This is a genomic window from Hyphomonas atlantica corrig., assembly GCF_017795365.1.
In the GTDB taxonomy this organism is placed as follows: Bacteria; Pseudomonadota; Alphaproteobacteria; order Caulobacterales; family Hyphomonadaceae; genus Hyphomonas; species Hyphomonas atlantica.
This window is the reverse complement of sequence record NZ_CP051254.1, coordinates 1-20362: the sequence shown is the minus strand read 5'-3', so window position 1 is coordinate 20362 and position 20362 is coordinate 1. Positions and strand designations below refer to the sequence as shown.

General features: G+C 59.7%; 20 protein-coding genes. 10 read left to right on the top strand and 10 right to left on the bottom strand.

Annotated elements, in window-relative coordinates:
* Window positions 1-30: 30 nt before the first annotated feature.
* Complete coding sequence (locus HF931_RS00100) at window positions 31-1485, top strand: TrkH family potassium uptake protein (protein ID WP_273241323.1); 1455 nt, start codon at window positions 31-33, stop codon at window positions 1483-1485.
* Window positions 1486-1487: 2 nt separating this feature from the next.
* Here the strand turns inward: HF931_RS00100 and HF931_RS00095 are convergent, their stop codons facing one another.
* The 6 genes from HF931_RS00095 to HF931_RS00070 form a co-directional block, all read right to left on the bottom strand.
* Entirely contained in the window at window positions 1488-3230 is a 1743-nt protein-coding gene (locus HF931_RS00095; protein ID WP_273241322.1) for a hypothetical protein, read from the bottom strand.
* A gap of 134 nt (window positions 3231-3364) precedes the next feature.
* Complete coding sequence (locus HF931_RS00090) at window positions 3365-4540, bottom strand: redoxin family protein (RefSeq protein ID WP_273241316.1); 1176 nt, start codon at window positions 4538-4540, stop codon at window positions 3365-3367.
* A gap of 111 nt (window positions 4541-4651) precedes the next feature.
* Window positions 4652-5860 carry an acetyl-CoA C-acyltransferase gene (locus HF931_RS00085; RefSeq protein ID WP_273241314.1) on the bottom strand — a complete coding sequence of 403 codons (1209 nt, stop codon included), beginning with the start codon at window positions 5858-5860 and terminating at the stop codon, window positions 4652-4654.
* A 155-nt stretch (window positions 5861-6015) separates the two neighbouring features.
* The gene (locus tag HF931_RS00080) at window positions 6016-7665 is read right to left on the bottom strand and encodes a ShlB/FhaC/HecB family hemolysin secretion/activation protein (protein WP_273241312.1); all 1650 of its coding nucleotides are present in this window, start codon (window positions 7663-7665) and stop codon (window positions 6016-6018) included.
* 14 nt (window positions 7666-7679) lie between these two features.
* The gene (locus tag HF931_RS00075; protein ID WP_273241310.1) at window positions 7680-8960 is read right to left on the bottom strand and encodes a collagen-like domain-containing protein; all 1281 of its coding nucleotides are present in this window, start codon (window positions 8958-8960) and stop codon (window positions 7680-7682) included.
* A gap of 171 nt (window positions 8961-9131) precedes the next feature.
* Window positions 9132-9662 carry a D-glycero-alpha-D-manno-heptose-1,7-bisphosphate 7-phosphatase gene (locus HF931_RS00070; protein ID WP_273012942.1) on the bottom strand — a complete coding sequence of 177 codons (531 nt, stop codon included), beginning with the start codon at window positions 9660-9662 and terminating at the stop codon, window positions 9132-9134.
* Window positions 9663-9805: 143 nt separating this feature from the next.
* Between HF931_RS00070 and HF931_RS00065 the strand changes: the two genes are divergently transcribed.
* A complete protein-coding gene (locus HF931_RS00065; protein ID WP_035551015.1) occupies window positions 9806-10090 on the top strand; it encodes a hypothetical protein in 285 nt (94 codons plus the stop codon).
* Window positions 10091-10123: 33 nt separating this feature from the next.
* Here the strand turns inward: HF931_RS00065 and HF931_RS00060 are convergent, their stop codons facing one another.
* Window positions 10124-11392 (bottom strand): TCR/Tet family MFS transporter, encoded by a 1269-nt coding sequence (locus tag HF931_RS00060; protein WP_273241308.1) that lies wholly within the window; start codon window positions 11390-11392, stop codon window positions 10124-10126.
* 114 nt (window positions 11393-11506) lie between these two features.
* Between HF931_RS00060 and HF931_RS00055 the strand changes: the two genes are divergently transcribed.
* The 3 genes from HF931_RS00055 to HF931_RS00045 are packed head-to-tail and all read left to right on the top strand — an operon-like array spanning window position 11507 to window position 14467.
* Complete coding sequence (locus HF931_RS00055; RefSeq protein WP_273012945.1) at window positions 11507-12136, top strand: GNAT family N-acetyltransferase; 630 nt, start codon at window positions 11507-11509, stop codon at window positions 12134-12136.
* 55 nt (window positions 12137-12191) lie between these two features.
* On the top strand, window positions 12192-12755 hold the full coding sequence (locus HF931_RS00050; protein WP_081806105.1) for a LemA family protein: 564 nt from the start codon (window positions 12192-12194) through the stop codon (window positions 12753-12755).
* Complete coding sequence (locus HF931_RS00045) at window positions 12755-14467, top strand: DUF2207 domain-containing protein (RefSeq protein ID WP_273241306.1); 1713 nt, start codon at window positions 12755-12757, stop codon at window positions 14465-14467. Before HF931_RS00050 ends, HF931_RS00045 begins: the two co-directional genes overlap by 1 nt.
* Window positions 14468-14471: 4 nt before the next feature.
* On the opposite strand, the gene HF931_RS00040 is transcribed toward HF931_RS00045, so the two are convergent.
* The gene (locus tag HF931_RS00040) at window positions 14472-15380 is read right to left on the bottom strand and encodes an alpha/beta hydrolase (protein WP_273241304.1); all 909 of its coding nucleotides are present in this window, start codon (window positions 15378-15380) and stop codon (window positions 14472-14474) included.
* Between the two features lie 10 nt (window positions 15381-15390).
* Window positions 15391-16572, bottom strand: a complete 1182-nt coding sequence (locus tag HF931_RS00035; protein WP_035551027.1) for a vWA domain-containing protein — start codon at window positions 16570-16572, stop codon at window positions 15391-15393.
* 142 nt (window positions 16573-16714) lie between these two features.
* On the opposite strand from HF931_RS00035, the gene HF931_RS00030 reads away from it, so the two are divergent.
* From HF931_RS00030 to HF931_RS00010, 5 genes are read left to right on the top strand one after another with little or no spacing between them, the layout of a single operon-like run.
* Window positions 16715-17029, top strand: a complete 315-nt coding sequence (locus HF931_RS00030; RefSeq protein ID WP_273241301.1) for an ArsR/SmtB family transcription factor — start codon at window positions 16715-16717, stop codon at window positions 17027-17029.
* Window positions 17022-17444: an SRPBCC family protein gene (locus HF931_RS00025; protein WP_273241299.1), complete on the top strand. Its 423-nt coding sequence runs from the start codon at window positions 17022-17024 to the stop codon at window positions 17442-17444. Before HF931_RS00030 ends, HF931_RS00025 begins: the two co-directional genes overlap by 8 nt.
* 47 nt (window positions 17445-17491) lie before the next feature.
* Complete coding sequence (locus HF931_RS00020) at window positions 17492-18175, top strand: hypothetical protein (protein WP_273241320.1); 684 nt, start codon at window positions 17492-17494, stop codon at window positions 18173-18175.
* 35 nt (window positions 18176-18210) lie between these two features.
* Window positions 18211-19116 (top strand): mechanosensitive ion channel family protein, encoded by a 906-nt coding sequence (locus HF931_RS00015; protein WP_273241295.1) that lies wholly within the window; start codon window positions 18211-18213, stop codon window positions 19114-19116.
* Window positions 19117-19171: 55 nt separating this feature from the next.
* Window positions 19172-19924 (top strand): DUF2270 domain-containing protein, encoded by a 753-nt coding sequence (locus HF931_RS00010; protein ID WP_273241294.1) that lies wholly within the window; start codon window positions 19172-19174, stop codon window positions 19922-19924.
* Between the two features lie 40 nt (window positions 19925-19964).
* Here the strand turns inward: HF931_RS00010 and HF931_RS00005 are convergent, their stop codons facing one another.
* Window positions 19965-20207, bottom strand: a complete 243-nt coding sequence (locus HF931_RS00005) for a helix-turn-helix transcriptional regulator (protein WP_273243198.1) — start codon at window positions 20205-20207, stop codon at window positions 19965-19967.
* Window positions 20208-20362 lie beyond the last annotated feature (155 nt).

Sequence of the window (20362 nt, the reverse complement as noted above, 5' to 3'; positions counted from 1 at the left end):
CAGGATTTGCAGCGTATCCTCCCGCCAGTCATGCAGCTTCGTTCCGTTTTCCTTGCCATTGGCATCATGACCGTCCTGCTCGGCATGGCGATGATTCCGTGCGCGTTGATCGACATGGCTGATGGTCGGCAGGAGACATATGTCTTCGAAGTCTCTGCATTTGGCTCAATTTTGATCGGATCGTGCATCTGGGTCTTGTCGCGCGGCGAAGTGGAGCGCTCAGGTCAGCGTGAAGGATTTCTGCTGACCGTCCTGGTCTGGGTATTTCTGCCCATGATTGCCGCGATTCCGTTTCTGGCGCTGGGTATGAGCTTCACTGACGCCATGTTCGAGTCGATTTCGGGCCTGACGACAACCGGCGCAACGGTGCTGACTGGACTTGATGACATGCCGCGCGGGATCTTGCTGTGGCGGGCGATCCTGCAATGGATCGGCGGGATCGGTATCATCGTGACGGCCATTGCCATCCTGCCACAGCTAAGGGTCGGCGGTATGCAGCTGTTTGAACTCGAAAGCTCAGACATTTCAGGGAAATTCCTGCCGCGCATTACCGATATCGCCGCCTATCTCGGCCTCACATATCTGCTGATCTCGGTGCTGTGTGCGTTTCTCTATTACCTGACAGGCATGAGTTGGTTCGATGCGATTGCGCATGCGATGACCACGATGTCAGCTGGCGGCTATTCCACCCATGATGCCTCATTCGGGTATTTCAACGACACGAATGCGCCTTATGTGGCGACCTTTTTCATGTTCGTGGCGGGCCTGCCATTCAGCCTGCTGGCCATGCTCATGCTGCAAGGGCGCATTCGCCCGATGCTGTCAGATCCACAACCGCGCCTGTATGTGTGTCTTGCGCTGGCCTTCTCGACGATCATCGTGGTGTACCACGAAGCCGTTGTAGACCCGCCCGTCTTCGACCACATCTTTCACGGCTTCAAGGAAGCCCTGTTCAACATCATCTCGATCATGACAGGCACAGGCTACGCATCCGCGCCCTATGATACGTGGGGGCAACCGGTCATGGTTGTGTTCCTCGGCGCGACGTTTGTTGGTGGGTGTGCGGGATCGGCAGCCTGCGGCCTGAAAATGTTCAGGCTTGAGATCGCCGCGAAGACCATACTCGCCTATTCCCAGAAAATGATTCAGCCCCATCGCCGAACGCCCGTGCGTTATGCCGGCAAGACCGTGGACGAGGAAGTCCTGCAGTCGGTTATGGTGTTTGTCAGCCTCTATCTGCTGACCTTCCTCGTCGCGGCAGCCTTGATCAGCCTTACGGGCGTGGATGCCCTGACGGCGATTTCAGGTGCCGCAACCAGCGTCTCGAATGTTGGGCCTGGTTTGGGGCCAATGATCGGGCCGTCGGGAACCTTCCAGCTATTGCCAGACTTTGCGAAATGGGTCTGTGCCATCGCCATGCTGCTTGGGCGGCTTGAGTTTGTGGCGGTGTTCGTGGTGCTGACGCGGCGCTTCTGGCGCGGTTAGGCCTAGTTCCAGGGATTGAACCGTTTGACCGGGCGTGGCGCCGGTGTCTCAGCTTCTGGCACTTCTTCCTCAGACGCGGCAGCCGGTTCCGGCGCGGCAACAGCTTCTGGTACGAATTCCGGCTCTGGTGCCGGGCTGTGTTGGGGCTCCGTCACGGGCTGAGGTCGGTCGTACTCTGCTATCGGTTCCACGCTCTCATCTGCTTCTGCGAGCGGCGTGTCGTGGCCCAGCCAGGTGGGAAGATCGCTGGTACCATCGATGACGACATCCGGCGCAGGTTCGGTTTGCTCGGGCGTGCTGGCCTCGACGGGAGCGGGCGGCTCAATAGAGTCCCGAGGCGCGGTGATGCCCGACAGGCTGAAGGACCGCATGGGTTCCGGGGAAGGTTGGGGCGCTTCGACGGTTTCGATTGGTTCGGGTTCTGAAGGCGCTTCGTCTGCGACTGGAGCCTCCGGAGAGCTGTCGACAGGACGATCCGGCGCAGGGGCTGTGTCGGTGCGGTACGCGCCGAGGCTGCTGCCATAGCCGCCACCGAAGAAGCCGCCAGTGTTGCCGAAACTGCCTTGCGGGGCAGGGGCTGGCTGTGGCTCAGGGTCATCAGCGGCTTCCGTCTCGGTTTCAGGCGCGTCGATGTCTTTCTCGTATTGCGGGGCTAGGTCTGCTGTTGTGTCTTCTGCGGGGTCTGCATCGAATACAGGTGTTTCGGGCGCGTCTTCGGATGTGGGGGTGAAGTTTCCAAACGGCTCGGCCTGTGCGTAGCCGGGCGCATCTGAAACGTCCTCAGAGAAGGCGGGCGCGTAGGCGTGGTCGGCCTGTGCTTCTACAGGTGCCGCCTCCTCCACGATGTCCGGAACGGGAGAATCTTCGGCAGGCTCTGGTGCCGTGTCTTCTGTTGTCGTTGTTGTGAATCCTGTGGGTGTGTAGCCACCGGCGGGCTCATTGAGCGGCGTTGGCTCTTCGATCTCTTCCAGCGCAGCAGGTTCGTCTTCCGGTGTCACGCTGAACGCATTGATCGCATCGTGTTGCGCATCGTCGCTCGCTGTCGCGTCGGCGTCGCCGTCTGTCGCGACGGTGTTGTCATATGTCGCCATTTGTTCAATTTCGTCGCCGGATGTCGTCTCACTGTCGACTTCGGTCGCCGTCACGGCTGTGTTCTCGTCCGTCAGGATCTCGTCTTCCTGCGCCGCCTCTTCAGGCCCGGCAGGCGCAACCATGGAGGCACCATTGACCTGGTCAGCGAGGCTGGCGACCGCGAAGGTGATGTCTTCGGACTGGCTGTCCATCTCGGCATAGTCTTCCGCGTCGAGCGGGGAACTGTCATCGAGTGGGTCTTCGACACTGTCTTCGGTCACCTCGACCATTTCGACTGGTTCGTCGACCGGTGGATCGATCATCTCTTCAGCCGGGGCCTCCACAGCGTCCAGTCCGGCCAGCACGGCGCTGATGGCTTCTTCCGCGCCGCGCGCATGGCGTTTGGCTTCGCGGTACAATTCTTCGACGAATTGCGCATAGGGGCGGCCCTCTGCGTCGATCTCATCAGCAAATTCGGCCGGGCTGCAGGTCTCTATTTCGCGGCCCTGGGAATCTGTCAGCAGCACCGCGTGGGGGTCGGCTGTCAGCGTGACCCGATATCCTTCGGTGTCGTGGGTGATGTTCCCATCTTCGCCTTCCTGCCACGCCACTTTTTGCCGGCGCGTCATGTCGCCGAGCTTGTCGATCAGCCGTTTGGTCGATGGGTGTAGCATCAAGACCCGCCTTTCTGTTTGTCCCGCGCCTGCGTTTCTATCAATTACAAGCTGCTAGGCGAATGATCAAACGTCCAGACGCGCCAAAATCATGGAAATGGCGCGAAATCCGGCAGGTTACAGTTTCCGCTGAGTTAATCGGCGGTCTGGGGCAGCTCTGGCAGGAACATCATGCGCGCAAGAACGGGTTGCGACGTGTCGCCATTTGTCGCGAAGCCCCACTGAAAGCGTGCGCCCGTGTCACCGCTTGTGCAGATCAGGAGCCCTTCGGCCTCATCCACGCCGTCCTGACAGGTTTCTCTCTGTGCATCGGTGAGCTGGTCGAGCGTGAAGCTGCCCACGCGTTCGCCGCCCGGACCGGCAACATCCGGGTGCGTGGTCGTGACACGCTGGACCTGGCCAAGTGACCAGTCAGGCTCCAGCACAAAGGCGGCTTCGGCCTGGCTGTCGGCGACAACTTTGAAGACCGGATAGGTCTGGCCTTCTGCCTGCATCTGGTCCGGGACGACCTCAAAACCGGGGAAGGCGGCGCGGATGGCATTTGTATTGAAGGGAATTGCGCCGGACAGGGATGCCGCGCCGTCCGGACCGATGGTCGCGAGCGATGCTTCAGGAAGCGAGGCCTCCTTCGTTTCGGCCTTCACCCTGGCGACATCCTTCAGGAAATCCTTCACGGGTTCCCCCTCTGCGACGGAAAGGTCCGTTCGGAATCCACGCACCACGCCATTCGGATCGACCAGCAGGTAGGACGGCGTCCATTTGATGGCGAGCGCGTCGCGCAGGCTGGCATCTTCATCGAGCAGCGTCGGATAGGAATATCCCTTGTCCTCGAAATAGGCGCTGACAGAACCGTACTTTCCGTACATGTCAGACGGCGTTGCGCGATTGGCGTTGGCCGGCGTGTGAATTGACAGGAAGCCGAGATCCGGATCCTGCTCGATCGCAGTTACCAAGGCAGCGACATAGGGCGCATCGGCCATGCAGTCGCCACACCAGATGCCCCAGACGTCAATCACATTCCATGTGCCGTCCAGCGAGGCCGGATCAAATGCGGTGCCGTCCGCCATCTGGCCGGACAGGGCGGGCAGGGGCTCTCCCAGGAGAGCATAGCTGTAGGGCCTGCCGTCCGCGTCGCGTGCGATGGTTTCGCCTTCGCGAACCGTGGCGGTTTCCGGTGCGACCGTGTTGGAGGTGATGAAGCCCGTTGCAGCGTTCGGATCCGTGCTGACGCCGTGATCGGCTTTGTCTGCTCCTTGCCCGCAGGCAACAAGCGCGATCAGGCTGGCGGCAGAGATGAATTGGCGGATCATGATGGCTCCAGTTCGGGCAAGTCGATGGGTGTCAACATAAGGTCTTGTCCCCAAAAGGAAAACGCCCCGAACCGAAGTTCGGGGCGTTCGCTGCGTTCAAACTGAAAAGGATCAGCTGAAGATTTCGAACAGTCCGGCTGCGCCCATGCCGCCGCCGATACACATGGTCACAACACCATATTTCGCGCCGCGGCGCTGGCCTTCCATCAGAAGGGAGCCGGTGCAGCGCGCGCCGGTCATGCCGAATGGGTGACCGATGGAGATCGAGCCTCCATTGACGTTGTACTTCTCCGGGTCGATGCCGAGACGGTCGCGGCTGTAGAGGCACTGCGATGCGAAGGCTTCGTTCAGTTCCCACAGGTCGATGTCGTCAACTTTCAGGCCGTGACGCTCCAGCAGGCGTGGAACAGCGAAGACCGGGCCGATGCCCATTTCATCCGGATCACAGCCAGCGACGTTGAAGCCGACGAAACGGCCGAGTGGCTTCAGGCCACGCTGTTCGGCTTCCTTGGCTTCCATGACGACCACAGCGGCGGCGCCATCGGACAGCTGGGAGGCGTTACCAGCGGTAACGTATTTGCCTTCCTTGACCACCATGCCGCCAGAGAAGACCGGCTTCAGGCCAGCAAGGCTTTCATAGGTCGTACCGGGACGGTTGCATTCGTCACGGTCACAGACGACTTCCTGGAAAGTCTCTTCGCCGGTTTCGCGGTTGACCAGCTTCATCGTGGTCTTCAGCGGAACGATTTCCTCGGCCATGTAGCCTTTTTCCTGGAAGGCAGCGGTGCGCTTCTGGGATTCAACGGAATATTCGTCCTGATATTCGCGGCTGACGCCATACCGGTCCGCAACGATCTCGGCGGTCTCGATCATGGTCATCCAGATCGCAGGCCACTTCTTCATCAGTTCGTCTTCGGTGTAGCGGTGCACGTTCATGTGGCCGCTGCGGGAAACGAGGGAGAGGGATTCAACACCGCCGCCGATGGCAACCGGAGCGCCTTCATTGATGACAGTGTGCGCTGCGTTGGCGATGGCCTGCAGGCCGGACGAACAGAACCGGTTGATCGTCGCGCCGGACGTGGAGGACGGGCAGCCAGCCCAAAGCGCCGCGTTGCGGGCCACGTTGTGGCCGGTTGCGCCTTCTGGCTGGGCAGAGCCGAGGAACACGTCTTCCACAGAAGCGGCTTCGATGCCGGCGCGGTCAATTGCGCCCTTGATGGCATGGCCGGCCATCGTGATGCCGTGCGTGTTGTTCAGGGATCCGCGGCTGGCTTTCGCCATGCCAGTCCGGGCGTAGGATACAATAACGGCTTCGCGCATGAGCTTTCCTCCAAGATAAGCGTCGTTGTTGCGGCGCACACTAATCAGCAGAATTCCGCAACGCCAGCCTTACCTTAGCGTAAGCGGAACGCAGAAACTGCATTGTGATCGAAAAACCCGTGCGAGCAGGGGGCTGAAGCCCGTCCGAATGAAACCTAGTTCTCTCCCGGTTGATACTTGAAAGACCAGGTCAGCGAGTAGATCGGATCGTCGTCAAGGCCGGGTACGGGCTGTTCGAACGGCTGGGCCATTTCAAACCCCAGCGAGGCATAGGTTTTCCATTTCAGACGTACACCCAGGCCGGCTGATCCAAGCGTGATATCGCGCAATTCGGTGCCAGATGCGTTCAACGATCCGCCGCCATAATCTGCAAAGGCATAGATCTCGCTATTCTTGAAATCGCCATCGCTGAGCGGCCGATAGGCGGGCTCGATCAGGCCAGCATAGCCAGTGTCGAACGCCACCAGGCCGTTGCGAAAGCCGCGACCATAATTCGTGCCGCCAATCAGAAAACGTTCATTCGCAGGCAGGGTGTCATTCGTCCACTGTCCGGTGAGGGACGCGCGCAGGAAAGTGCGGTCGCCGAATTTCTGAACCAGACGGGCCGTGCCGCCGAGCTTGCCGAAATCGAGTGATGCACCGGGCGTCGAGGTCTCGGCACCTTCAATATCCACCCCCCGGGAATAGAGCACGCTGCCTGTCAGCAGGCGTGTCTTTGCTGACTTGCGCGCAGACAGGCCAAGGCGGGCTGCTGTGACTTCGTCATTGGCGATGACCGAGCCGAAGGCTGCATTCGAACTCATTGTGTGATCGATCCGTAGGCTGGCCGAGACTTCATGCTTGAAGTCCAGGAGGATCGGGTGGGTCAGACTCGCCGACAGCCGCGTCGCTTCGCCTTCAATGGGCAGCGTGTCGGGTTTTGTTTCTTGGTACACAGCGGCGACATCCAGCAATGTTCCGCGCAGGCCGACAGTCGTGGCATAGGTCAGCTGCGCGGACCGGGCCTGTTCGCCATCGCTCGCGACCGAGACTTGTCCGGAAAGCTTGTCGCCTTCCCGGAGGAGGCCGTAGACGGTTCCACCCGCTGCGATGCGCCCGGTATCGATCAGGCGGGATTCGCGACTGTCGAAGCCGGCATAGAAGCGGTTCTTGCGGGGTTCGATGTCGAGGATGAGATTGGTCGCGCCTTGTTCTCTGGTTGTGCCAAGGCGGGGGTTGACCTTCAGGCCGGGCACACGCCGGACGAGTGACAGGGCGCGCTCATAATCCGTGCTCGAAGCAGGCTGCTGACCGACAAGGGGCGCCACATAGCCTGCGATGAGCGGGCTTTCCGTCAACTCGCCATCCTTCCGGATGATCGCCTGTTTTACATAGCCTTCAGCGACATGAACCCGCACCACGCCCTTGGAAAAATCCTGCGACGGAATCGCCAGAGAGAAGAGCGCGACAGGAGAATTCTGGTACGCCTCCGACATGGCGGCGGCGAGAGCTTTGAGAGTTTCTTCGTCCGTAGGCTGACCGAGAAATGCCTCGGCCGCGAGCGCGACGTTTTCCGGGACGTCGGAGCCGACAAAGTCAATGACTTCAATGTTTGCCTTCGTCTTCTCAGTTGGCGTCGAGACGTCGAGCCGGCCGCGTATTTGAGGCGCTTCGAGTTTGGGTGGTTCGGTCTCAGGTGGTGAAAACCCCGGATCGAGTGAGGGATCAGGATCAGTCGCGGAGCTTTGAAGCCCCGCGGCTGGGAGTGGCAGAAGCATCGCGCTCAAAAGCACGAACGGCACTGCGATGTGAGCGCGATGTTTCATGTCTTGGCCTGGGCTTAGCGTCCGCCGCCCAGTCCGGAAAGCAACCCGCCAAGGCCGCCTTCGCTGTCGTCGTCAGAGCTGCCGGTGACTCCGTCCAGAAGGCCTGCTTTCCCTTCGCCGGAGAGCAGGTCTTCCAGCCCTTCCTGCAGGTCTTCGCCTGCGTCTGCCAGCAGGTCACCGGACGAGTCGGGATCCAGCAAGTCGGTCCCGCCGAGCGTGTCCTCCACGCCGCCAACAACATCAACTGTCGCGACGCCGGGGATTTCCAGGCCACTCTCACTTTCAGGGGCCAGGTCGACGTTCAGCAATGTGTCGTCGCTCGCGACGCCTGCTTCGAGAAGGGTGCCGGATGCCTGCTCTTCAGACAGGACACTGAGGCCAATGAGGCCAGCCTCGCCGTCTCCGCCGAGCGATTCGGACTGGTCGAGCAGGTTCACCGAGGCCAGGGTTGCTTCGCCATCAATGAGATCGCCTTCACCTCCGATGACATCCACGCTGGCCACGCCCGGAATATCGAGCCCGCCATCGCTGTTTGGTGCGAGGTCTGCGTTGAGGAGCGTGTCATTGCTTCCCACGCCGATTTCGCCGAGCGTTCCGGATTGTTGGTCGGCTGCCAGAATGCTCGTCCCGATAAGGGACTCTGAGCCGTCGGCACCGCCCACAACATCGGCCGCGCCGACGCTTGCGGTCAGGATTGGCGACGGCGCTTCAAGCACACCATCCACCAGGGGTTGTTCCCCATTGCCAAATCCGCTGAGTGCGTCGCCTGTCGCGGTGACGGTATCTGCCGCTGCGACAATGATGTCGCTGACGGCATTGCCGTCCGAACCGCCAACTCCTGCCGCGAGCTGCTCACCCGTTTCTGACAGGGTATCGCCAAGCGAAACGGCAGGCTCGCCAATGACAGGCGGGGATGTGGACGGGTCGCCCAGATTGGCCAGCAGGCCTGTGCCGCCGATGCCGTTATCGCCTGTCAGGCCGCCCACGGCGATCATGCCAGCCTCGCCGAGTCCGAAATTGCCATCCTGGCCGTCCATGCCGTTCATGCCGTCGGCGCCATCAGTGCCATCCCGGCCATCAATGCCATCGCGTCCGTCTGCGCCGGGCGCTCCGCGTTCACCCTGCGGGCCAGCCGGGCCTTGTTCGCCCTGAGGGCCAGCGGGACCCACTTTGCCAGCCGCGCCGGATGCGCCGGGAGTGCCGATACTGGCATACCGTTTGGTTCCGCTGGAGTTACATGCGGTTGCCATCAGCAGTGCGCCAATGGCGGCGGTTGTAATGAGGTGTTTCTGCATTGAGGTCGTCCTCCTTTGTAGCCAGCGGCTAAGGGATCGGGCCTTTTCGGCCCTTGTACTGGCCAGCAATCAAAGGGTGTTGGAGACATGTTGCAGAGGCATTTCGAGATCCTGCCATTCCGCGAGACCTCATTTACGTTTCGATAAGAAGCCAAGCGTTTCCGCGTCAGGTCAGCCGCGGTTTCCGTCTTCGAAACTTGCCAGAGTCCACTCTGCAAACTCAGACAGGTTTCCGCTACGGAACTTGAATCCTGCAATGCCTGCTGCACGCGCAGCGGCGATGTCGGTATCCTTGTCACCGATCAGGAAACTTTGCTCACGTTTGACGGGAAATTCAGCCATCGCCGTCAGCAGCATCCCGGGATTTGGCTTTCGGTCGAAACTTTTTTTCCGATAAAGCGGGTTCTCACCCTCTTCGTGGAAGGGGCAATAATAGACCTTATCAATGTTAGCGCCTTTCATCGAAAGTTCCGCCAACATCCAGTCATGAAGCGTTTGCATATCGCTTTCGGAATAATAGTTCCGGGCGATGCCTGACTGGTTTGTCACGACGAATACAAACCAATTGCGCGCATTAAAGGCTGCGATCGTTTCCGCCGCGCCGGGAATCCACTCGAAGTCCTCGATGCGGCTGACATAGCCCTTGTCGACGTTGATCACGCCATCTCGATCTAGAAACAGGGCTGGCCGGGAAGCAGTCATTGGATCGGTCTCTGCCCGTCCTCCCGCCAAGTTGCAACTCTCCCATTGGGGGGAATTTGCTGGACCTGACCGGCAAAAGCAGATTTCCTTAACCATGGAGGGGCCGAAAGAGCCCCCCGAAATGCCTTAAGGGAGGGCGTATTATGGAAAGTATCTTACCACTCATTCTGAGCGCGATTGGCGGGCTAGTCATTGGACCGTTGGTTGCGCGCCTTGGCGGCGGCGGTGGCACCGGGGGACTTATCGGTGGCATTGTTGGCGGCATTGGCGCGCATTTCGGACTGGATGCGGCAGGTATTCAGGTGCTGGGTGATGCGGCAGCTGATCCTGCATCCCTGATGAATATCATCAACTCGCTGCTCGAAGGCGGCGTGGGTGGTGGCATCGTTGGCGTGCTGGCCGGACTGGTCATGAAGCCGAAGGGCTGATCACGCTGCGAAATCCAACGGACGCCGGCCCTGTCAGGGGCCGGTTGTCCCGTCATCGTCGGGCAGGGCGCCCCGGTTCGCGATGACCCCCCGCTGAAAGGGAATGAGCGAGACTGCCGTCAGGATTGCGGCGAGCAGGAATGCCGCGCCTGCAAAGTGAATGCTGGATTCCGGACGGGTGAAGTAGAACAGCGCGCCGCTCATCAGGATCGGGCCGAAGATCATCGCGAACGAGTTCAGGCTGGCGGACGCCCCCTGCAATTCACCCTGGGCATTCTTGGGGGTGACAGTCGACATGAGCGCATTGAGGGCGGGGTTTGCCACGCCGCCGAGCGCGTTGAGCGGAATGATGAGATAGACGATCCATCCGGCGCCCGCGATCGCGAACAGGAAAAGCGATACGGCATTGATAAGGATGCCATACAGGGCGGTGCGAACCGTGCCGAAGCGTTTCAGCGCCTGTCCCATGAGGCCAGCCTGAACGATTGCCGCGCCGACGCCCACAAGGCCCAGCGACAGACCGATATCGCGCGGCGTCCATTCGTAACGGATCTCGGTATAGACCGACCATGTGGATGGGAAGACGGTGTGCGCCAGGAAGAAAATGCCTGCACAGGCAAGGAACCAGGACACGTGGGGCAGTTTGGAGAAGTGTTTCACCGCGCCGAACGGGTTTGCGCGTTTCAGGTCAAAATTGCGTCGGTCTTCCTGGTTGAGCGATTCCGGAAGCACGAATGCGCCATAGATGAAGTTGAGACCGGCGAGCGCGGCGGCGGCGAAGAAGGGCGCGCGCGGGTCGAAATCCCCGAGGAAACCACCCAGAACCGGGCCGAACACGAACCCGAACCCGAATGCTGCGCCCGTCATGCCGAACGCCTTGCCGCGTTCTGCCGGTTCGGTGACGTCGGCAATATAGGCGTTGGCCGTTGAGAACGTCGCGCCTGAAATTCCGGACAGGGCCCGCCCGAGAAACAGGAGCCAGACAGAGTTGGCAAAGCCCATGATCAGGAAGTCCAGCCCCAGCGTCGCGATTGAGGCGAGCAGAATGGGGCGACGGCCATACCTGTCAGACAGCGATCCCAGAACCGGCCCAAACAGGAAATTCATGATCGCATAAGTCGCGCCGAGCGCGCCGATATACAGGGTGGACTGTTCGGCAGAGATGTTGCCGAGTTCCTGCACCAATGTCGGAATCACCGGAATGATCAGGCCGAAGGCCAGCATGTCGATCGCGACCGTGATGATCACGAACATGAACGCGTTCTTGTCGTGGCGCTTCGTTGAGGCAGGGGAATCTGTCATGCGCGCATCTGGCCGTAGCGTCCGGTCTGGTCAATGCGTTTATGCGTCCACTTTGTTGACCATGTCGCCGGGTGACGCCTTGCCGAGCAAACCGGGCTGTGGCCAGTCTGGGAAATGACCGATGGAATTCCCGTCACGCGTCGGCTCGTGTCCGCCCAGCGGGCTGACAATATTCGCCAAATGGTGCGCAGAGCAGAGACGCTCGGAGATGCGCCTGATGCGTCTCGGCTGGCGAGGCCGGACGACGCGCCGGCGCTCTATGCCCTGTTGTCTGATCCTGCAGTCCATGCACCGATTTACACGCTGCCGCGTCCGCTGACAGAGGCAAGTGTTCAGGCGTTCATCCAGTCCCATCTGGACGAACGGGAGGCGGGCACGGGCCTGCTGTTCGTGCGGGCGGCAGAGGATGGCCGCATCATGGGCTACAGTGATGTGCAGGTCTGGCCGCACTGGGCCGCAGGGGAGCTGGGCGGCGCGCTGCACCCGTCAGAGCACAATAGAGGGCAGGGCACACGCGGCGCGGCGGCAAGCTTCGACTGGATGTTCGAATCTCTCGATCTGGACCTGCTGTGTGAAACGGCCAGCCTTGAGAATGTGCCCACCCAGCGCATGCTGGACGGTATGGGCTTTGAGCGCAAAGGCGAGGTAGAAAGCCGTCGGCCGGACGGCTCGGCGCGACGGTCCCTCGTCTGGGAAATGACGCGAGATGCCTGGCGCGCCAGACAGGGGGCCGGTCAGCCTTAACAGCGCCTGCAAGGCCGGATAAGGATAAGGTCTGCGAATCCGGAGGGCCCGACACGTGCTGACCTATATCCTGCTTGGCCTTGTGGCCGTTCTCATTGTCGGGGGCGTGCTCATCTACAATCGCCTCGTCAGCCGGTCACAGATGGCCGACAATGGATGGTCCGACATTGATGTTCAGCTGAAACGCCGGGCGAACCTTATCCCCCAATTGGTGGAGACGGTGAAAGGCTATGCCGCGCATGAGCGGGACTTGTTCGCGGAGATCACCGAAAAGCGAACCCAGGCCCTGGCAGCGGGTGATGATCTCGCGAATCGGGGCGCGGCGGAAAGCGCGCTGTCGCAACCGGTTGCGCGCCTGATGGCTGTGGCCGAGGCGTATCCAGACATGAAGGCCAGTGCGAACTTTCTGGAGTTGCAGCAGGAGCTTTCCGAGACCGAGGACAAGATCGAGATGGCGCGGCGTTTCTACAATGGGGCTGTGCGTGAGCTGAACACCAGTATTCAGAGTTTTCCGGCCAATCTGCTTGCCGGACCGTTCGGGTTCCACGCGCGATCATATTTCGAAGTCGACATGGCCGATCGCGCACTGCCCGAAATCGATATGGGGAGCCGGTCGTGATGCTGCGCTTTTTCGCGGCATGCCTGGCCGCCAGCCTGTTTGTGCTTTCCGCCGTCGCCGAAGAGCGGATCAACAGTTTCGACGTGGCCATCACGGTGGAAGAAGATGGAGATATTCAGGTGTCTGAAACACTTCAGGTTACATCAGAGGGCGTCCGCATCCGCCGGGGCATTTTCCGCGAATTGCCGCGATACTACGCCGATGATGAAGGGCGGCCGGGGGACAAGCTGCCCTACCAAATCAATGTAAAGCGCGTGACACGGGATGGCCGCAAGGAGCCCTATGCCGTGGAACGCGACGGCAATGCCTTCCGTATCCGGATCGGGGATGCGGATGTGTTTATAGATCGCGGCGCGCATACCTATGAGATCGAATACGAAGTAAAGAACCAGATCCGCTACTTCGACACGCATGACGAATTGTACTGGAACGTGACGGGAAACTATTGGCTGTTCCCGATAGATCAGGCCGCGGCGCGTATCACGCTGCCAGAGGATGCACGCGTGGTCTTGCAGGACGGATATACAGGCGGTTACGGAAACTCGGGCAGCGATTACGCCTATCGGCAGAGCGGCGGCGCCCATGTGTTTGAGGCAACGCGACCCTTCGATGCCGGAGAGGGCCTGACCATCTCGCTGGGTCTTGAGAAGGGCGTGATTGAACCGCCGTCATTTGCAGACAAGAGCGTGCTCTGGTGGTTCCGGTATGGCGCGCTGGGCATATTGCTCGCCTCATTCCTGGGTGTTCTGGGATTCCTGATGCGCAGCTTCAGGAAAGTCGGAGAGGATCCTCCGAAGGGCCCGGTCTTTGCGCGTTATGAGCCGCCAGAAGGGTTGTCTCCGGCTGCGGTGCATCATGTTTACTTCAGGGGCTTTCGCGGCCACGGGGCGCTGATCTCGACACTGATAAATATGGGCACAAAAGGCCTCGTGGATATTGACGCATCAGAGAAGAAGTCCACTGTGCTGACCCGCAAGGGCGGTGCGGCGGCCGCCCTGACTGCTGACGAGCAAAAGCTCGATAGCGAATTGTTCGATGGCAAGAAGACGCGCACGCTGGGCGGCAAGTATGATGCCAGCTTTACCACCTCCTACACCTTGTTTCGCAAGGCCCTGTCGCGGAAATATGGCAAGCCGTATTTCCGTTGGAATTTGAGCTATACACTTGTGGCCGTGGTGCTGACCATTGTCGGGGTCGCTGTGGCGATCACGCAGACGGTCAATTGGTCCGTCTGGCATTTGGCGTTCATCCTGGCGCTCGCTGCGCTCAATGGCCTGTTCATGTATCTGATGCCGGCCCCGACGCCGAAAGGGCAGAAGATCCGCACAGAGATCGAGGGCTTCAAATTGTATCTGGAAACAGCTGAGAAGTTGCAGCTGAACACGGTCGAAGTTGGCAGTGACGCACCGCCGCCCATGAGTGTTGAGCGCTATGAGCGGTTCTTGCCTTACGCGATTGCGCTGGATGTGGAAAAGCCCTGGACGAAGTATTTCGAGGACACATTGCCGACAGAGGCGGCGTCGTATTCTCCTGCCTGGGGACATTTCGGCAGTCGTTCGTTCAGCAATGTTGGCGGCATGAATGATGCTGTCATGTCCAGCATGAGCACGGGTGTCAGCGCTTCATTGCCGCAAAGTTCCAGCTCTTCCGGTGGAGGAGGGGGCGGTTTCTCCGGCGGCGGTGGCGGCGGCGGCGGGGGCGGCGGCTGGTAGCTGCCTAGCGAGCGCCCGGCGCGTGGCGATCAAGGAAGGGCACGATAAGATCCAGCAGCACGGGGATCATTTTCTCCGGCATGTCGTGGCCCCATTTGTCGAGGATGTTTAACTCTGCTCCCGGAATACGGCGGGCGATATCCTCTCCGGCGGCCGGCTTGATCAGCGTGTCCACTGCGCCGTGCAGAACCAATGTAGGGTGCGATACGCGCTCCAAACGCTCATGCCATCGCGGCTGGGCCAGAATGGCTGCGTACTGCCGTGCGACGCCCACGGGGCGATCCGAGCGCGTCATGGCATCCATTGAAAGCTTCCGGATATCATCGTCTGAGTTGCGGATATCGGGATGCGATCCGTATGCCGCTGCAGACTTGACCGCCTGGTCCGCTATGGCTTCAGGCGTGCGCTCCGGCGGGACCGATGTAAGAGCCTCAATGGCAACCGGATCTGACGGGGGTAGGGACGGGTCACCCGATGTTGTCATTACCGGGATCAGTGTTCGAACTTTCTCCGGATGGTTCAGTGCCATGAGCTGAACGATCATGCCGCCCATCGACACGCCCAGTATGTCAGCCTGGTCTGCACCGAGGGCTTCGACAAGGTTGGCGGCGTCTGCGGCCATGTCATCCAGAAGGTAGGGCACGCTTTCATGGACCGGTTCGCCCGCGGCAATGCCTTTGACGATGCTTTCAGGAGATGGCGGCACTTTGCCTGCCAGTTCCGTGCTCAGCCCGATGTCGCGATTGTCGAATACGACGACGCGTCGGCCGGCATCGGCCAATCCCTTCAGGAATGCTTCGGGCCACCGGGTCATCTGCCCGGAAAAGCCTGACACGAGCAGCATCAGCGGATCTTCAGGTGAACCTGTCTCAGCGTACTCGATTTCAATTCCGTTGACGGCAATACGCGGCATACAAGATCCTTTAGCGGCTGAGTTCCTTCATCGCCTCGTCCAGGCCTTCCAGCGTCATCTCAAACATGCGGTGCCCGCCAATCAGCTCGCGGATCAGTTTGATGGAGCCGGTATATTCCCACGCGCCTTCCTTGACCGGGTTCAGCCAGACAAAGTTCGGATAACGCTCAACGAAGCGCTGGATCCAGATGCCGCCGGCTTCCTCGTTCCAATGCTCGACGGAGCCGCCTGCATAGGTGATCTCATATGGGCTCATCGTGGCGTCGCCAACGACGATGACCTTGTAATCGGATGGGAATTTGTTCAACACGTCCCAGGTCGGGATGCGATTGTTCATGCGACGGCGATTGTCCTTCCACAGACCTTCATAAGGGCAGTTGTGGAAGTAATAGTATTCGAGGTTCTTGATCTCGGACCGCGCAGCTGAGAACAGCTCTTCCATCACGCGGACATATGGGTCCATAGATCCGCCGACATCCAGCAGCAGGAGCACGGAGACCGTGTTGCGTTTCTCCGGGCGCATTTCGATGTCGAGATACCCCTTGCGCGCCGTGTTGCGGATGGTCTGGTCCAGATCGAGTTCATCATCAGCGCCGGTGCGCGCCCATTTGCGCAGGCGCTTCATGGCGATCTTGATGTTGCGTGTACCGAGCTCAACCGAGTCGTCGTAATTCTTGAATTCGCGCTTGTCCCAGACTTTCACCGCGCGGCGATGGCGGGATTTTTCCTGCCCGATGCGCACGCCTTCCGGGTTGTAGCCGTTGGCGCCGAAAGGAGAGGTGCCGCCCGTGCCGATCCATTTGTTTCCGCCCTCATGGCGCTTCTTCTGTTCTTCGAGCCGCTGTTTCAGCGTCTCCATCAACTTTTCGAAGCCGCCCATCGCTTCGATCTCGTCCATCTCTTCCTTGGTCAGGAATTTCTCGGTCATCTTGCGCAGCCATTCTTCCGGCAAATCCTGCACGTCTACCGCGTCGGCGAGCGTATCGAGCCCCTTGAAGACGTGGCTGAACACCTGGTCGAACTTGTCGATGTTGCGCTCGTCCTTCACCAGGGCCGCGCGGGAGAGGTAGTAGAAATCCTCCACCTCCATATTGATGACCTGCTTGTCCATCGCCTCCATCAGCAGGAGGTATTCCTTCAGCGTGACAGGCACTTTTGCTTCGCGCAGCTCATTGAAGAAGTTCAGGAACATGGGGCGGTCTCTTCGATTGGGTTCTCCTGAAAGATAGCGTCGCCGGGCCGCCCTGTCCAAGATGACGCTGGGAAAAGCAAAATGCTGCTTGACATGAAACCTTTTGGTTTCCTATTAAAAGGGAAACCAAAAGGTTTCCTATATGACTGATCCAGACGTATTCCGCGCGATTGCCGACCCCACTCGTCGCCAGATTATGGCCTTGCTCGCCAGCGGCGATTTGCGCGTGTCTGACATTGCCAGCCGGTTCGACATGAGCCGACCAGCGGTTTCCAAACATCTGGCCCTGCTTGAATCGGCCCAGCTGATCCGCGTTGAGCGCCAGGGCAGGGAAGCCATTAATTGTCTCAATCCCGACGGGCTGAAGCCTGTTGCGGAATGGCTGACCTTCTTCAGCCAGTTCTGGGACGACAAACTTCTCAAACTGAAACAGGCCGTGGAGGGATCCGATGACTGACGCCACTCTTACCAAAACCATATTCATCAACGCCGCGCCGGAACGGGTCTGGACCTATCTCGTCGAGCCGGAAAAACTGGCGCGATGGTTCCACGAGGCAGATTCGGACCTCAGCGCAGGCACTGACTATGCGCTGCTGCGCGAAAACCCGGACAAGCCCGACCCGAAGATGATTTGGGGCAAGGTTCTGGTATCGGAGCCGCCTCGTCGCCTGCGTTACACATTTACGCATGCGTTCCTGAATGGACACGAAACCATTGTGGACTGGACGCTGGAATCCGCATTTGGTGGCACACGACTGACACTGGTGCATTCCGGGTTTGAAACGTTCGACGGTGATGTGTTCGACATGCTGACAAGTCACGACAAGGGCTGGGACCAGCATTTCGTTCGGCTGCGCACGGTGGCTTCCTGAGCGGCTTACTCATGCCCGGTTCAGCTGCTTCTTGCTAACCGGGCAGCATGAAATCCCTTCTGACCAGTTCGCTGTTCAGCATTGCCGCGTTCGGTTTGGACGCTGCACATGCGTTCGAACATCCGGCGTGCGGCACCGCTGATGAGGCGGCGTGTATGCTGGACGCGATCTGGTCGGCGGCTGAGCACTTGCCCGCAGAAAAGCAGAACCGGTTGAAGGCGCCGTTTCTGGAAACCGTGGCGAAGAGTGGCGACACGCTGTTGCTGCGGCACTGGCAGGCGCGGCTTGGCGCAGATCTGAGACGTGAGAAGGCCGTCGAACCCTATGCGAGGAAAAAGGCCAAGGCGGCTTTGTCGCGGGGGAATTGGACAGCATTTTTGCGCGATGCACGGGCAGGGGCGCAGCCTTTCAATATTGGCCGTCCTGAGATCATGGCAGAGGGCGCGCGTCATGCAAGCGGACTGGACCGGTCGTTTGAACAGGCCGATTTCGGTCATTCCCTCGCAGAACTGGCGATGGAGGCATGTGACTTGAGCAGTTTTGACCGTGCCATTGCGCTCACCGCTGATCCGGAGTCTCTACGCTATGCGCTGTGGCGGCGGCGGATTACCGGGCAGGCCGGAGCGCTGGCTGGGCGCATCCGGGCGGACGCGAATTCCGACGATACGCACCATGTTCGTCTTGCCCTCGACGGCTATGGACCCGTCCTCAAGCTCGGTTATTGCAATTGATGGGAACCTGAACCGGGTTCGCGCGTTACACGCGGATGGAGTTTACGCCCATTGAAGACCTGAAGACCGAAGTCGAAAACATGGCTTCAGCCTTCTTCAAGAGCCTGCCCAATCTCACCATTGCGCTGGTCATCCTGATTGTGACCCTGATTGCGGGCCGGATTATCCGGGCGATTGTCTCGACGGCCATGCATCGCGCGCGGGTTCGGGACGCATTGGTGACATTGGCGCAAAACCTGATTTCCATCGCGGCCTGGATCGTCGGCGTTGCGATTGCGATGACGGTGATTTTCCCGTCCGTGTCGCCATCTGACATTATTGCCGGTCTGGGCCTGACATCGGTCGCGATCGGCTTCGCGTTCAAGGACGTGTTCGAGAATTTCCTCGCAGGGGTTATCATCCTTGGCCGCGAGAAACTTCGGATCGGTGATGTGATCGAATGCGAAGACGTCTATGGCCGGGTCGAGAGCATTTTGATCCGCGAAACCCATGTCCGGGAAACGGATGGCGAGCTTGTCATCGTGCCGAATTCGTACCTGTTCAAGAATCCGGTCAATATTGAAACCGACCGCACCCTGAAACGTCAGGAGCTCGTGGTCGGCGTCGATTATGATACCGACATGCGCAAGGCCAAGTCGGTGTTGCAGGACGCGCTGGCAGGCTGTGAGTCGGTCGAGCAGTCTGAAACCATGGACGTGCAATGTGTCTCGTTCGGTGGCTCGTCCATCGATTTCAAACTGCTCTGGTGGTCTGGCAGCCGCCCGGCGGACCAACGCGCAACCTATGACGAAGTCGCCTTTGCGGTGAAGGATGCGCTGGACGAGGCGGGCATCACCATTCCATTCCCGCAATCCACGCTATCGTTCCGGGAAGAGGCTGTTCCAATTCCGTTGAAGACGCGGGTTGTGAAAGAGCGGGAAGAAGCCCGCGAAAACAACTGAGCCCGCGCCCGATTGCCCCTTGGCGCGGCGGAGATTCGCGCCGTAGAATGCCCGTATGAGCGATTTGGAATTTACTGAAGATCCTGATGGCGATCCGCCTGAAGCCATTGTGGGCAGCAAGGAGGTTGGCGCGCTGGCCCACCTCTATCGCGCGGAAGTCTATCGTTCGACCATCTGGCGCCAACGTCTGGACCAGACGACGAACTGGGCTGTGATCTCGACCGGGATCGGCCTGTCAGTATCCTTTGCCAGTGATCGCGCATCTCCCTTTCCCATCGTGCTGGTCGGGGCGCTCTGCATCATGTTCCTGATACTGGAAGCGCGTCGCTATCGATTCTTCTATGTCTGGCGGTTTCGCGCGCGCGTGTTGGAGATCGCATTTTACGTCCCCATGCTGCGCGGGAAGGGCGCCCGGATACCGCTCGACCGAGGCACCGCCCTGTCGGACGATTACGAAAAGCCGCAATATCGAATATCCATGGCGCGCGCCATTGGGCGGCGGTTGCGCCGGAATTATGGCTGGATTTTCGCCATTCAGGGCGCGGCCTATTTTGCCAAGATTGCGATCCATCCAACCGATGTGCTGACTCTGGGAGAGTTTGTCCGGCGTGCCCATATCGGGCCGATCCCCGGTCTGGTTTCGATCATCTGTGGCCTGCTGTTCCATGCCGCCTGGATGACACTGGCCTGGAAAACCTGGTTCGACGAGCGCCAGGACAAGACCAAGATGGCCGACTTCCTGAAAAGCCGCGAAGACGTCAACCGGCGGCCCAAGGCGCAGCCGCTGGGCGACATCTCAAAGGATTGAGGTGCGTGTGACGTTGCCAATCGGTAGTCGCCCAAGCCAGTCAGTCATTCCAAATGAGCGACAATTGAAAAGTACTCTTAGGCAACAGGCTGAATACGTCACCGGTCCGTGAAGCGTTTAGTATGCGATCACATCGAAAAGTGCGGGGCTCGTTTCGTAGATGATCAAATGAGACGACATACCAGACCGGATATTTTAGCAGGAGGTAGTGCGGATCAATCCGTCGCCGCGATACCGCGCCATCCTCGCTCTTGTAGTCGATTTCCAGTGTTTCCAAATCCATAAATGCCTGATGCAAGGATTGAACAATCCGTTTTGGGGGAGCGGTGACACTGGCCTGCACATATGTCGAGGCCGTAGCGCCTACCAGAATTCGGGCTCTTAATCGGTCAACAGATTCACGTTTGGTTGGCGAGAATGACGCTACGAGTTGACGGC

What these genes read in the sequence shown, in the direction of transcription:
- HF931_RS00075 (WP_273241310.1), bottom strand. Translation starts at nt 8,960, where the DNA reads ATGCAGAAACACCTCATTACAACCGCCGCCATTGGCGCACTGCTGATG.
- HF931_RS00065 (WP_035551015.1), top strand. Translation starts at nt 9,806, where the DNA reads ATGGAAAGTATCTTACCACTCATTCTGAGCGCGATTGGCGGGCTAGTC.
- HF931_RS00060 (WP_273241308.1), bottom strand. Translation starts at nt 11,392, where the DNA reads ATGACAGATTCCCCTGCCTCAACGAAGCGCCACGACAAGAACGCGTTC.
- HF931_RS00080 (WP_273241312.1), bottom strand. Translation starts at nt 7,665, where the DNA reads ATGAAACATCGCGCTCACATCGCAGTGCCGTTCGTGCTTTTGAGCGCG.
- HF931_RS00070 (WP_273012942.1), bottom strand. Translation starts at nt 9,662, where the DNA reads ATGACTGCTTCCCGGCCAGCCCTGTTTCTAGATCGAGATGGCGTGATC.
- HF931_RS00055 (WP_273012945.1), top strand. Translation starts at nt 11,507, where the DNA reads ATGACCGATGGAATTCCCGTCACGCGTCGGCTCGTGTCCGCCCAGCGG.
- HF931_RS00095 (WP_273241322.1), bottom strand. Translation starts at nt 3,230, where the DNA reads ATGCTACACCCATCGACCAAACGGCTGATCGACAAGCTCGGCGACATG.
- HF931_RS00025 (WP_273241299.1), top strand. Translation starts at nt 17,022, where the DNA reads ATGACTGACGCCACTCTTACCAAAACCATATTCATCAACGCCGCGCCG.
- HF931_RS00090 (WP_273241316.1), bottom strand. Translation starts at nt 4,540, where the DNA reads ATGATCCGCCAATTCATCTCTGCCGCCAGCCTGATCGCGCTTGTTGCC.
- HF931_RS00045 (WP_273241306.1), top strand. Translation starts at nt 12,755, where the DNA reads ATGCTGCGCTTTTTCGCGGCATGCCTGGCCGCCAGCCTGTTTGTGCTT.
- HF931_RS00100 (WP_273241323.1), top strand. Translation starts at nt 31, where the DNA reads ATGCAGCTTCGTTCCGTTTTCCTTGCCATTGGCATCATGACCGTCCTG.
- HF931_RS00035 (WP_035551027.1), bottom strand. Translation starts at nt 16,572, where the DNA reads ATGTTCCTGAACTTCTTCAATGAGCTGCGCGAAGCAAAAGTGCCTGTC.
- HF931_RS00040 (WP_273241304.1), bottom strand. Translation starts at nt 15,380, where the DNA reads ATGCCGCGTATTGCCGTCAACGGAATTGAAATCGAGTACGCTGAGACA.
- HF931_RS00085 (WP_273241314.1), bottom strand. Translation starts at nt 5,860, where the DNA reads ATGCGCGAAGCCGTTATTGTATCCTACGCCCGGACTGGCATGGCGAAA.
- HF931_RS00030 (WP_273241301.1), top strand. Translation starts at nt 16,715, where the DNA reads ATGACTGATCCAGACGTATTCCGCGCGATTGCCGACCCCACTCGTCGC.
- HF931_RS00005 (WP_273243198.1), bottom strand. Translation starts at nt 20,207, where the DNA reads ATGGATTTGGAAACACTGGAAATCGACTACAAGAGCGAGGATGGCGCG.
- HF931_RS00015 (WP_273241295.1), top strand. Translation starts at nt 18,211, where the DNA reads ATGGAGTTTACGCCCATTGAAGACCTGAAGACCGAAGTCGAAAACATG.
- HF931_RS00020 (WP_273241320.1), top strand. Translation starts at nt 17,492, where the DNA reads ATGAAATCCCTTCTGACCAGTTCGCTGTTCAGCATTGCCGCGTTCGGT.
- HF931_RS00010 (WP_273241294.1), top strand. Translation starts at nt 19,172, where the DNA reads ATGAGCGATTTGGAATTTACTGAAGATCCTGATGGCGATCCGCCTGAA.